The 12,338-nt window shown below is 55.3% G+C and carries 9 protein-coding genes; 4 read left to right on the top strand and 5 right to left on the bottom strand.

Features of this window, described 5'->3' with window-relative positions:
* Positions 1-14 precede the first annotated feature (14 nt).
* The 4 genes from ABD920_RS07195 to ABD920_RS07210 form a co-directional block, all read right to left on the bottom strand.
* Positions 15-1,364 (bottom strand): sensor histidine kinase, encoded by a 1,350-nt coding sequence (locus ABD920_RS07195; protein ID WP_345157885.1) that lies wholly within the window; start codon positions 1,362-1,364, stop codon positions 15-17.
* Between the two features lie 510 nt (positions 1,365-1,874).
* Positions 1,875-2,534 carry an SOS response-associated peptidase gene (locus ABD920_RS07200; protein WP_345157886.1) on the bottom strand — a complete coding sequence of 220 codons (660 nt, stop codon included), beginning with the start codon at positions 2,532-2,534 and terminating at the stop codon, positions 1,875-1,877.
* Positions 2,535-2,728: 194 nt separating this feature from the next.
* Positions 2,729-3,376, bottom strand: coding sequence for an SIMPL domain-containing protein (locus tag ABD920_RS07205; protein WP_345157888.1), 648 nt, complete (start codon positions 3,374-3,376; stop codon positions 2,729-2,731).
* A 341-nt stretch (positions 3,377-3,717) separates the two neighbouring features.
* A complete protein-coding gene (locus tag ABD920_RS07210; RefSeq protein WP_345157889.1) occupies positions 3,718-4,224 on the bottom strand; it encodes a DUF6265 family protein in 507 nt (168 codons plus the stop codon).
* Positions 4,225-4,601: 377 nt separating this feature from the next.
* On the opposite strand from ABD920_RS07210, the gene ABD920_RS07215 reads away from it, so the two are divergent.
* Genes ABD920_RS07215 through ABD920_RS07230 form a run of 4 tightly spaced genes read left to right on the top strand, consistent with a single transcriptional unit; the run spans position 4,602 to position 11,814 of the window.
* Positions 4,602-5,666, top strand: coding sequence for a twin-arginine translocation signal domain-containing protein (locus tag ABD920_RS07215; protein WP_345157890.1), 1,065 nt, complete (start codon positions 4,602-4,604; stop codon positions 5,664-5,666).
* 52 nt (positions 5,667-5,718) lie between these two features.
* Complete coding sequence (locus ABD920_RS07220) at positions 5,719-7,113, top strand: c-type cytochrome domain-containing protein (RefSeq protein WP_345157892.1); 1,395 nt, start codon at positions 5,719-5,721, stop codon at positions 7,111-7,113.
* Complete coding sequence (locus ABD920_RS07225) at positions 7,088-10,357, top strand: DUF1553 domain-containing protein (RefSeq protein WP_345157894.1); 3,270 nt, start codon at positions 7,088-7,090, stop codon at positions 10,355-10,357. The genes ABD920_RS07220 and ABD920_RS07225 overlap by 26 nt, the downstream gene beginning before the upstream one ends.
* Before the next feature lie 14 nt (positions 10,358-10,371).
* Positions 10,372-11,814 (top strand): DUF1501 domain-containing protein, encoded by a 1,443-nt coding sequence (locus ABD920_RS07230; protein WP_345157895.1) that lies wholly within the window; start codon positions 10,372-10,374, stop codon positions 11,812-11,814.
* A gap of 227 nt (positions 11,815-12,041) precedes the next feature.
* On the opposite strand, the gene ABD920_RS07235 is transcribed toward ABD920_RS07230, so the two are convergent.
* The gene (locus tag ABD920_RS07235; RefSeq protein ID WP_345157896.1) at positions 12,042-12,275 is read right to left on the bottom strand and encodes a hypothetical protein; all 234 of its coding nucleotides are present in this window, start codon (positions 12,273-12,275) and stop codon (positions 12,042-12,044) included.
* Positions 12,276-12,338: the final 63 nt, after the last annotated feature.

Raw genomic sequence — 12,338 nt, forward strand, 5'->3', positions numbered from 1 at the left:
TGTCTGCGGCACGCCTATACAGCTTTCTTTAGTTTTTCCCGGACGTGCAGCGGCAGCCTGATGACGAATTCTGTGTATTCCCCTTCCTCTGACTCTACCCTGATCTCTCCTTTATGCCCCTTGGTGATAATCTCGTAGCTCAGCGACAGCCCAAGCCCGATTCCCTGGCCCGCCGGTTTGGTGGTGAAGAAAGGCTGGAATATTTTAGAACGGACACTTTCGGGAATACCGCCGCCATTGTCCCGGACGCGCACTTCTAAAATCCCCTTCTTATGAGAGGTGCTGACACGCACCAGGGGCTGATAACCTTCCTGGTTAGTAGCGGCTTTTTTCTGCTGTACGGCATAAAAAGCATTGTTGAACAGGTTGAGCAGCACTCTGCCGATATCCTGCGGCACCACCTCCAGCGCAGGTAGATCGCTTTCGAAGTGCGTTTCTATTTTGGCCTGAAAGCTCTTGTCTTTTGCCCGCAGGCCGTGGTAACTCAGGCGCAGGTATTCATCGGCAAGGGCGTTGATGTCGGTCGGCTCTTTCTGGCCGGTGCTGGCGCGGGTGTGCTGCAGCATCCCCTTCACAATGGAATCTGCCCGTTTGCCGTGATGGTGTATCTTCTCGAGGTTATGCGTCAGGTGCTGCATAATTTCGCTGGCGCTTTCTTTATCAGCCTCCGGTAGATGCTGCAAGGGGCCGGCCTGCAGTTCATCCAAAAGCTCCGAACTCACTTCTGAAAAGTTGTTGACGAAGTTCAGGGGGTTTTGGATCTCATGGGCAATGCCAGCGGTTAGCTCACCCAGCGACGCTAATTTTTCCTGCTGGATCAGTTGCGCCTGTATCACTTTCAGCTCTTTCAGTGTTTCCTGTAAGGCGTCCTTCTGCTGGGTGAGCTCTGCAGTGCGGGCCGCCACCAAAACCTCCAGCTCCGCCTTCCGGTCAGTGATTATTTGTAATTCCCGTTGCTGCTTTTTGGAGTTTGCCCACCTGGCGAATATCCAGATAAAAGCCCCGACAATGGCGAAGTCAAAAAAGTTAGACCACGTATCATAAAAATCGGGCGCAATAACCTGAACCACGCTGTTAAAAAGCCCTACTGCAACCAAAGGGTACGTAGCCTCTAGATAGGGCCGGAAGTCAACCAGGTCAGGCTGTTTTGTCAGGTACACCAGGAGGCCGAGCAGCAGGAGGCTTGCCACCAGAACACTCCCTAAGTCTCCGAAGAATTTAGAGACGACAAAGAATAATATAACAACTGCCCAACTCGTAAAAGAGAGCAGGCTGTCCCATTTTATATAGATGGGCGAGTCCTTCAGCAGTTTCCGGAAACGCCGAATCAGCAAAAAGCCAGCTATAAAAAAAAACAGGTGCATGCAGGTACCTCCCCGGTTTAAAACATTGCTGATGGATGCGTGACAGATATTCGAATGGTGGCTCAAAAGAAACTATGCTTCCGAAAAGCATCCCAAAGGGTCTGTATCCGACCGTAAAGTACACCGCAGTGCCATTGCAGCACTGCTTCTGGCTGTCTGCCAACGGATTTATATAGGCACCACCTTGTTCCTGGAGTAGTTGCCGACTGCCTGGAAGGCTGCTTTCCCTATCGTTCTTCCCTTATAACTAAGGAAGATACAAAATATAATTTATATCATGCAGAACATTGCTTTCTTCCTTTGCCCGGACCTGTTAGTGTTTTGTTGTATATTATTTATGGGTGGTGGTGCGTCAGCTTCGGGGTGTAAAATGGGAGGGGCAGTTAACAGCGTCCCGCTTCTTCTTCTTCTTCTTCTACCTCGTTTTCTCTGGCAGCGCTGTATTTTCGCTTTTCTGGCGCGGGTATTGCCCCGTGCGCTCCATTCACAAGGGTAGCAAACCGTTGCCTCTCAAAGAGAGTTGATGACTTCGGGAACGTTGTTCAGGGCTGAGTTGACCAGAGGAGAAACCGGGTAGGCTTTCATCTTTCCTGCGTCGAAAGGGTGCAGCAGCGACAGCAGTTCGTCCTGCGACTCATGTGCATCCAGCCACAGCTCTTCTGCCTCCGGTGACAGGATAACCGGCATCCGGTCGTGGATCGGCTTTACCAGGTCGTTGGCCTCTGTGGTGATGATGGTGTAGGTATGCAGCAGCTCCCCTGTGCTTTTGTCCAGCCACTCGTCCCAAAGCCCGGCAAAGCTAAATGTATCCTCGCCCTTCAGCAGGATCCGGTAGGGCACCTTGCCCTCGGGTGTTGCCTGCCACTCGAAAAAGCCGTCGGCTGGCACCAGGCACCGCTTTGTCTTGAGCAGGTTGCGGAAGGAGGGCTTTTCGGTGAGGGTTTCTGCCCGGGCGTTGATGGAGCGCTTCACGGACTTCACATCCTTCGCCCAAAAGGGCTGCAGGCCCCAGGAGAAGAACTGCACCGTGTCGGGCTGGGTGTTCGTAATGACTGGCAGGTGCTGCGACGGAGCGGCATTGTAATGCGCTTCCCTCATCTGTGCTGCCAATAGCTTCGCAGCCTTCGAATCGCCTTTTGCTTTTGGTAGAACGGAGTATCTGCCGCACATGGTGCTATCTATATAGTTTCTAATAAGCTTTTACGCTTGAAACGTAGAGATAGCTACCGCTCCGGAAGAGGAATTTTTAAGAGAAAGGGCAGATGCGGGAGCAGTAGATATTGGCGCTGTTGTGCCTCAAAGTGCGGACACTTCCGGAGCAGAAAACGGTCAGTCATTCAGCCAAGCCAGCGCTATATAAAAGGCTATTCTATCCGCCAGGTAATTGTCACCGTCTCCGTCACGTCAATGTCATCGGGCTCAAAGTCCGGGGCGGCATCGTAGGTGCGCACCATGTCGGCTTCGTAGACCGGGTAGTCGTGGCGCTGGGAGCGGATGGTCAGCTCGCGGTAGGAGTAGTCGATGTCGAGGATCTCTTTCAGCGCCACGTCGGTGGCCCCGGCGATGAGCGCGGCATGCTCTTTGGCTTTGCTGATGGCCTGCAGGATGAGTTGCTGCTGCTGCAGGGAGGCGTCCTTCACCCCGAAGGCGATGCTGAAGTCCAGGTTGTCGAGCTTTTGGGCGATCTGGCCCAGCAGCCTGTTGATGATGGCCTTGTCCAGGGGAAGCTCCAACTCCAGGCTGTGGGACGCCTTGAAGCCGTTGAAGTCATAGGTGTCCGTCTTATTGTTCCTGATGGTCTCTTTCCGGATGTCGAAATCCTTCGTCTTCAGGTTTTTCCGCTCCACGCCCACCGCCTCGATGATGGTTCGGAGTTCTTCGACCTTCCTGTTCAGGGCGCTGATGGTTTTTTCGTACTCCCATGCCTGCGCCGAAGCGTTGAAGGAGAGGAGGATGATGTCGGGGGCCACCGACAGTTTGCCCCTGCCCGTGATTTGTAGTTTGCGTTCCATCTTTTCTGATGTTTGTATATATCCGTCTTAACAGGGAGGCCGCGGCTGGCCCTGCTTTTCCCTTTCTGCCCGGTTTCCGAAGGTAGGCTAAAGAGCCATCACATCAATAAAAAAGATATACAGAAGCATGGACGTGCAGCCAGTTGCAGAAGCATGAGCGGTACACGGCGGAAGGGCGCAGGGCAGGGGCCGTATTCGTCACTCCGATGAAGCTACGTTGCTTGACAGGGGGCATGCAATCGCTATATAGCTGTGTGTTTTCAGAATGACGGGGAGGAGGCCACTCCCCTAAACAACTGCAGCGAAAAGCCTGTCCTCGCCGGGGAGGCCTGCAGCTTCCATTACTTCACCCTGTTGAATACGAATAAGTCCTTGAAAACCCACTTCCCGTTTTCCTGGTTACCACGCTGTATCGCAAACTGGTCAGCGCCGCGTTTCTCATATACGATCCGGAGCTCGTCGCCTTCTTTTTGGTAAAGCACCCGGTCCTTGCCGGCTTCCAGGAAATTGTAACGGTCATACTTGTCTTTCTCCTCCAGCCCGATCAGGCCCGGCTTAAAGTGCTTCACCAGCGATACCAGCCCCTCGTCTGTGTTTTCGTAGGCCAATATCTCATACATGGTCACTTTGCCGTCTTTCATCATGCGCATCATGCCTACCATGTTATCCCCCTCCGGGGCGAGCCAGGTCCCTTCCACGGTGAGGCCATCGGGTTGTGTGGCTCTCCAGTGGCCTTCTATAAATTGCATCGTAGCGGGCGATCCAGCCTTGGAACTGGTCTGGGCATTTGCCTCCGGAAGCGAGCCGATCAGTAAAAAGAGAGCGAATAAAATGAAGTGTTTTCTCATAATCAGAAGTCTGTTGATTTGTGGCAGGTATATATAGCAGGCGAATTTGATATAAGGTACTATTTTCAATTTTATATTGCAAAGCGCCGCGCCATCAGGCGTGAAAAGGATAGCTGACTACAGCCGAAGGCACAAAGGTTTCAGCCATCCGGCGTACGTCTGCAGAACACTGGCCCAACCTGAGCCAAAGGATTGTAGATCAATTACTGTGGAAAAAACTTGTGTGGTTAAGCAATTAAGAATATATTCATAATTGTAAGAAGGGCAACCCTGCACTTTGCTTCATACTTCGTGTAAAGCGCCGTTTCTTTTGGTAGCCTTTCCTTCGACTTGACATGCCAGCGCGTCAAGTAACCTTTAATTAAAATAAAGCAGGTATGACAGAAGAGAACACCAGGCGCGATTTCCTGAAAAAAGCCAGCGCCGCACTGGTTTGCAGCGCTGTGCTGCCGACGGCGTGGGCAAAGCCCGGTGCCGCCGCATCAGCTGACATTACATTGGGGCATAACTCCCACCGGTATAAAGTCGTGGAAGGGTGGGGGGTGCTGGATGCCGGTAAAAACCCGGTGAACGACTGCCACGAAATGGTGGAAGACGCTAAAGGGCGCCTGCTCCTCCTGACCAATGAAACCCGCAACAATGTACTGGTCTACGATAAATCTGGTAAGCTGCTGGAGACCTGGGGCAACAGTTACCCCGGCGGCCACGGCCTGACGCTGAGCACCGAAGGGGGCGAGCAGTTTCTGTTCATCACAGACACGGAGCGTAACCAGGTAGTCAAAACAGATCTGAAAGGAAGGGAAATCCTGAAGATCGACTACCCCAAAGAGACCGGGCAATATACCTACCCTGATCAGTTTGTGCCGACCGAAACCGCAGTGAACCCGGCCAACGGGGACATTTATATAGCCGATGGCTATGGCCTGAACTTCATCACCCAGTACAACCACAAGGGCGAGTACATCCGGCACTTCGGCGGAAAAGGCGATACGGACGAGACGTTTGACTGCTGCCACGGTGTGCTGGTGGATACCCGGGACCGGAAGAACCCCACGCTGCTCATCACAGACAGGTCGCATATGCGCCTGAAGCGCTTTACGCTGGACGGGAAATATTTGGCCACGATCCCGGTGCCGGGGTCATTCATATGCCGGCCTGTGCTGAAGGGCAGCCATATATACGCCGCTGTCTACAGAAGCACTTCCCAGGACTACCCGAACTCCGGCTACATCACGATCCTGGATGAGAAGGACCAGGTGGTTTCCACGCCGGGCGGGACGGAGCCTATATATGCCAAAGGGGCCCTGCAGGAGCAGCGGAAAGACCGCACGTTCCGGGGCTTCATGCACCCGCACGACGTGTGTGTGGATGCTGATGAGAACCTCTATATCCCGCAGTGGGCGTCGGCGAAGACGTACCCGATAAAGCTGGAGCGTGTGTAAGCAGCAATGTAGCGTTTGCCTGGCTTCGTAAATAAAATCTATCCTTATACCCTTGGAACATCTCATTCAATTGTTTGGCCGGTTTCACCCTTTGGTTGTCCATCTTCCGATCGGTATCCTGTTTCTGGCAGTGGGGTTAGAGCTTCCTGTCCGGAAAAAGAAGTATGCTTTTCTGGCTCCCATATTGCCGTTGCTTTGGGCGGCAGGCTTTGTAAGTGCGGTGGTGGCCTGCATAGCCGGTTACCTGTTGAAACAAAGCGGTGGCTATGATGAAGCGGCCCTAGAGGTGCATCAGTATATGGGCATTGCCTTAGCCGTCACCGCCGGGCTTGTTTTCTTCCTGAAGAAGTACAGGGCATATGGACGGCTTCAGTTGCCAGTGGCTGTTTTGTCCGGGGTGCTGCTGATGGGCACCGGCCACTACGGCGGAAACCTGACGCACGGCGAGGATTTTCTGACGCAGCCTGTGATGGCGCTGTTAGGAAAGGAGCCGGTAAAAGTCGTGCGGGAGCCTATCACCGATATAGAGCAGGCCGTTGTGTTTCATGACCTGGTGGAGCCGGTGCTGGAGGAGAAATGCTACAATTGCCACAGCAGCTCCAAGCAAAAAGGGAAGCTGCGTCTCGACTCTCCGGAACTCATCCTGAAAGGCGGGAAGCACGGGGAGGTGATCGTGGCGGGTAACGCCGCCAACAGCGAGCTCTACAAGCGCTTGCTGCTGCCGGAGGAGGATGACGACCGCATGCCTCCCAAAGGAAAGACACAGCTGACGCAGGACGAGATAGAACTGATCAGGTGGTGGATTGCGCAGGGGCAGGCAGACTTTAAAACCACAGTGGCCAACGTGCCGCAGGACAAGGACATCAAACCCATTCTCGCGCAATATGGGGGCGGGGATACCGGCAGCGGGGAGGAAGCGGGATCCGGCACAACCATGGATATGCCGGCTGTAGCGGTCGCGAAAGCGAAGCCCGCGGATGTGGCGGCCCTGCGGAAATTGGGGGCGGTGGTGACTCCGCTCACGCCGGAACAAACGTTTCTGGCGGTAAACCTGGTCAACAACCCCGGCTTTTCGGATGAGCACATGGACGCCCTCCTGAAACTGGGGGAGCAGGTTGTCTGGCTGGACCTGTCTGACACCAAAATAACGGACAAAGGGCTGCAACAGGTAGGGAAGCTGAAAAACCTGACGCGCCTGAGCCTGGACAACACCGCCATCAGCGACAAAGGGCTCGCCTACCTGAAGCACTCGGAAAGCCTGCTCTACCTGAACCTGTACCACACCAGCATTTCAGACAAGGGGCTGAAGAACCTGGAGGGCATCCCGAACCTGAAGGCACTGTACTTATGGCAGACGCATGTTACGCCGCAGGGAGTAGCCCTGGTGAAGCAGGCGATCGGCGATCATATAGAGATAAACTATGGAAGCGACACGGATATCCTCTAACGTATGGCGACACATTAGCCTGAGCACCTGCATCATCCTGTTTGGTGCCGTCGTCTGGAGCAGTTGCGCTGATCCTGAGCTGCCCGCGGATGTGGAGCAGGCCATGGCGGCACTTCCTGCCAGCATAGACTATAACCAGCATGTAAAGCCCATCCTCTCAGACCGGTGTTACGCCTGCCATGGCCCGGATAAAAACAAGCAGAAAGCTGAGCTGCGCCTGGATTTGCCGGTGGCCTATGAGAAACCGGCGGAGAGTGGCCGGATGGCCCTCGTGCCCGGCAACCTGAGAAAGAGCGAGGTGTTTCACCGGATCATCAGCGAAGATCCCGAGTATATGATGCCCACCCCTGAATCGCACTTGAGCCTTACCGCGGAGGAGAAGGCGATTCTGATACAGTGGATTAAGGACGGGGCGGAATACAAGCCCCACTGGTCTTTGGTGGCCCCGGAAAAGCCGGAGGAGCCGGAGGTGAAAGCGAAGTCCTGGGTGAAGAACCCGGTGGACCATTTCGTGCTGGCAAAGCTGGAGGAAAAAGGCCTGAAGCCTAATCCGGAGGCCGGCAAAGAGGCCCTTATCCGGCGCGTGTCGCTCGATCTGACCGGTCTTGCGCCCACCATACAGGAGGTCGATGCGTTTTTGGCGGACAAGTCACCGGATGCCTATGAGAAAGTAGTGGACCGCCTGCTCCGTTCCCCGCATTACGGCGAACGGATGGCGGTGGACTGGCTTGACCTGGCACGCTATGCCGATACCCACGGGTACCAGGACGACGGCTTGCGCAATTCCTACCCCTGGCGCGACTGGGTCATATCCGCCTTCAACCGCAACCTGCCCTATGATCAGTTCATCACCTGGCAGCTGGCCGGCGACTTGCTGCCCCAGGCTGGCAAGGAGCAGATTCTGGCCACCTCGTTTCTCCGCAACCATCCGCAGAGCCAGGAGGGTGGCATCGTGGACGAGGAGTACCGCGTGGAGTATGTGGCAGACCGGGTGAACACCTTCGGAAAAGCTTTCCTGGCGATCAGCACCGAGTGCGCCCGCTGCCACGACCATAAATACGATCCCATCTCCCAGAAAAACTATTTCGAGCTGTTCGCCTTTTTTAACAACAACAACGAGAGCGGGCAGATCCCCTATACCGGCGAGGCCAGCCCCTCCCTCATCCTCACCACCCCCGAGGCCGAAAAGCTGCTGAAGTTCATGCGGGCAGAGGCCAAACCGCTGGAAGAGCAGGTGCAGCAGACAGCGCCCTACCGGGAGCGCTTTGAGAAGTGGCTGCGCGTGGCCGCCGAACAACCGCAGCCCTACACCCACGCCACGCGGGGGCAGATCGGGCACTTTACCTTTGACGGGAAAGAGCCGGACAACCTGGTGAAATCCCCCCTGTCGGCCCGCCTCTCGGGCGGCGAAGGGGGCAATGGCCCTGTGCCTATGGCGGGCAAGTTCGGGAAGGCCGTTCGGCTGGACGGGGATATGTCTGTTGATTTTAACGAGCATTTCACCACCGACCGGAACGAACCCATCACCGTCAGCACCTGGGTGCAGGTGCTGCAGGCAGGGGAGGAAGGGCCTTTGTTCAGCAGAACCAACGGGGAACTGGATGGCTGGCGCGGGTATGTGGTGGACCTGAACAAAGACCAGACCATCACGATCCGGTTCTCGCACGTGTTCCCGGACAACGCGATCCAAGTGCGGACAAAGCAGAAGCTCACGCCCAAACAATGGAATCACCTGGCACTGACGTATGACGGCAGCAGCAAAGCAAAAGGGGTAAAGCTATATATAAATGGACGGGAGACGCCGCTCACCGTGATCACGGATAACCTGAAGCAAAGCCTTAAGTTTGCCATCAACAAGACGAACTGGGGCATCCAGAACTTTAAGCTAGGCAGAGCAGGCAACACCACCCTGTCGAATGTAGCCTACGATGAACTGAGCGTGTACAAGCGGCGGCTCTCCCAACTGGAAATAGCCGGGTTAGCGGGAGCTACCGGGGCAATCGAAAAGCTGCTGCGCGTGCCCTATGCCCGGCTAACGGCCGCGCAGCAAGACCAGTTGCTGGAATACTACCTGCTGGCTTTTGATGCGGAGTACGCTGAAGTGCAGCAGAAGCTGATGAAAGTGAGGGGGGAGGAAAATGACCTGCTGACCGATCAGGAGGAAGTGATGGTATATAGGGAGCGGGAAAAGCCGCGCGCTACCTTCCTGCTGGACAGGGGGGTATATGATGCGCCCACAGAACGCGTTCAGGCTGCAACCCCGGAAAAAATACTGCCACTTGGTGAAGGCCAGCCTAAGAACCGACTGGGCTTGGCCAACTGGCTCCTCAGCGAAGAGCAGCCTTTATTTGCCCGGGTGGTGGTGAACCGGTTCTGGCAGCAGTGCTTCGGGCAGGGAATCGTCAAAACATCCGATGATTTCGGCAACCAGGGTGATCTGCCAACCCACCCGGAGCTGCTGGACTGGCTGGCCGTTACGTTTCGGGAAAAAGACTGGAACGTGAAGGGCCTGCTGAAAACCATCGTCATGTCCTCCACTTACCGGCAGGCATCTATACCTACCCAAGAGAACTTAGACAGAGACCCGGATAACCTTCTGCTCTCACGGGCGCCATCCTACCGGATGACGTCGGAGATGCTTCGGGACAATGCCTTGGCTGCCAGCGGGCTGCTGGAGCGGAAAGTGGGTGGCAAAAGCGTTTACCCGTATCAGCCGGCCGGCGTTTGGGAGGCGCTGGCAGTGCGCAATGCCGTTACGTATGAGCAGGGGCATGGGGAGGACCTCTACCGCCGGAGTATCTATACCATCTGGAAGCGCAGCTCACCCCATCCGGCCATGACCAATTTCGATGTGCCCGATCGCTACACCTGCACGGTGCGCCGGCAAAACACCAGCACGCCGCTGCAGGCACTGGTCCTGATGAACGACGTGCAGTTTGTGGAGGCGGCCCGGGTGCTGGGTGAGCGCATGATGCGGGAAGGCGGGAGCACGCCGGAGAAGCGCATCCTGTATGCCTTCCGTGCTCTCACCAGCAGGCATCCCAGGAAAGAGGAGATGGACATTCTGTTAAACCTCTACCGCCTGGAGCACGCTGACCTGGTGCAGCAGCCTGCCCGTGCTAAACAGCTGCTGCAGGAAGGGGAGCATCCGGTGGATAAAACCTTGCCTGGCATTGATCTGGCTACCTGCGCCGTGGTAGCCAATATGCTGATGAGTTTTGATGAATTTGTGATGAAACGTTGAAAGGAGAAAAAGCCATGCATGACCATGATCAGGAGATAGCATTTCAGATGAGCCGCCGCGACTTTCTCACGCGCGCGAGCCTGGCAGGTGTGGGGCTGGCCGCCTTGTCTTCGTTGCTGCCCCAGCAGCTTTTCGCCGACACGAATCCGAAGCCGGTGCTTCCTCACTTTGCCCCGAAAGTGAAGCGCATCATCTACCTCTTCCAGAGCGGTGGGCCTTCCCAGTTAGAGCTCTTCGACTACAAACCCAAGCTGAAAGAGATGTTCGGGAAAGAACTGCCGGCTTCCATTCGGGGGGAGCAGCGATTAACGGGTATGACCTCCAACCAGAAGTCGTTTCCGCTGGCGATGGGAAACTTTAATTTTGAGCAGCATGGCAAGAGCCGGGCATGGATCTCGGAGCTGTTGCCGCACACCGCGAAGATTGCCGATGAGCTCTGCTTTATCAAGTCCATGCACACCGATGCCATCAACCACGACCCGGCGGTTACCTTCTTCCAGACGGGCAGCCAGCAGGCGGGCAGGCCAAGCATGGGGTCCTGGCTCAGCTATGGGCTGGGAAGCGAAAACCAGAACCTGCCGGGCTTTGTCGTGCTGCTTTCCCGGGCCCGCGAAGGAGACCAGCCCCTCTATGCCAAGCTGTGGGGAAACGGCTTTTTGCCCTCCGAGCACCAGGGGGTGATCTTCCGCTCCGGGGAGAACCCGGTCTACTACCTGAACAACCCGAAGGGCATGGACAAGCAGAGCCGCCGCCGCATGCTGGACCACCTGGCCCAGTTGCACCAGGTGCAGTACGAGAATGTGCTCGACGAAGAGATCAATTCCCGCATCGCGCAGTATGAAATGGCCTACCGCATGCAGTCGTCGGTTCCGTCCACGCTGGACGTGAGCAAGGAACCGGACTATATATATGAGATGTATGGGGAAGACGCTAAAATGCCGGGCACCTTTGCGGCCAACTGCCTGCTCGCCCGCCGCCTGGTAGAGAAGGACGTGCGCTTTGTGCAGCTTTACCACCAGGGCTGGGACCAGCATGGCAACCTGCCCAACGATATCCGGCTGATGGCCAAATCGGTGGACCAGGCTTCTGCCGCGCTGATAAAGGACCTGAAGCAGCGCGGCCTGCTGGATGAGACGCTGGTGATATGGGGAGGGGAGTTCGGCCGCACCAACTATTCCCAGGGAAGGCTCGAGGTCGAGAACTATGGCCGCGATCACCACCCGCGCTGCTTCACGTTATATATGGCAGGGGCAGGCATCAAGAAGGGCATCTCGTACGGCAAAACAGATGATTTCGGGTATAACATTGAAAGGGACCCCGTGCACGTGCATGACTTCCAGGCGACCATCCTGCATCTCCTGGGCATCGACCATGAACAACTGGTCTTCAAGCACCAAGGCCGCCGCTACCGGCTGACGGATGTTTCCGGGAAGGTGATAAAGGGTGTTTTGGCCTAACCTGAGGAGTTTTGTTTTTACCTATAGCAGTCTTATACAGACAGGCTATAGGCTTTTGGGCAGCAGCGCTTTTTTCCGTCGAAATATTTCTATAGGATATATATAGGTATATATGGTAGTGACCTGAACAGCGGTTCGTAAGGTTTAAATAAGTAAAAGAACCGGGTCTGTTGAAATCATGCTCGAATTGGCGTGAGGGAATATCCACGGAAAGTATATAGCGGTTTCTACCTTTCCTGCATCCCATCCTCGCTTGCAGCACCGCCAAAGTAACGGATATAGTAGGGGTGTTTTTTGGTGTCCTCCATACGCTGCTCTTCCACATCATCGAAGAATACCGTATTGAAACACCTTCCCGGTTGTGTCTCTTTCAACTCCTGAAGGTAAACATAGCTGCTCGATTGGAAAACCTCTGTTTCCTCAACGGTATATATCTCCCCGGGCACAAGGTAACGTTTCACACTTTCCTGCTCGTGATCGGAGCCAAGCCTATCTATAGAAAAACGTAACCTGATTTTGTGGCC

It is taken from the genome of Pontibacter saemangeumensis (assembly GCF_039541895.1).
Lineage (GTDB): Bacteria > Bacteroidota > Bacteroidia > Cytophagales > Hymenobacteraceae > Pontibacter > Pontibacter saemangeumensis.

What these genes read in the sequence shown, in the direction of transcription:
- ABD920_RS07195 (WP_345157885.1), bottom strand. Translation starts at nt 1,364, where the DNA reads ATGCACCTGTTTTTTTTTATAGCTGGCTTTTTGCTGATTCGGCGTTTC.
- ABD920_RS07200 (WP_345157886.1), bottom strand. Translation starts at nt 2,534, where the DNA reads ATGTGCGGCAGATACTCCGTTCTACCAAAAGCAAAAGGCGATTCGAAG.
- ABD920_RS07205 (WP_345157888.1), bottom strand. Translation starts at nt 3,376, where the DNA reads ATGGAACGCAAACTACAAATCACGGGCAGGGGCAAACTGTCGGTGGCC.
- ABD920_RS07210 (WP_345157889.1), bottom strand. Translation starts at nt 4,224, where the DNA reads ATGAGAAAACACTTCATTTTATTCGCTCTCTTTTTACTGATCGGCTCG.
- ABD920_RS07215 (WP_345157890.1), top strand. Translation starts at nt 4,602, where the DNA reads ATGACAGAAGAGAACACCAGGCGCGATTTCCTGAAAAAAGCCAGCGCC.
- ABD920_RS07225 (WP_345157894.1), top strand. Translation starts at nt 7,088, where the DNA reads ATGGAAGCGACACGGATATCCTCTAACGTATGGCGACACATTAGCCTG.
- ABD920_RS07230 (WP_345157895.1), top strand. Translation starts at nt 10,372, where the DNA reads ATGCATGACCATGATCAGGAGATAGCATTTCAGATGAGCCGCCGCGAC.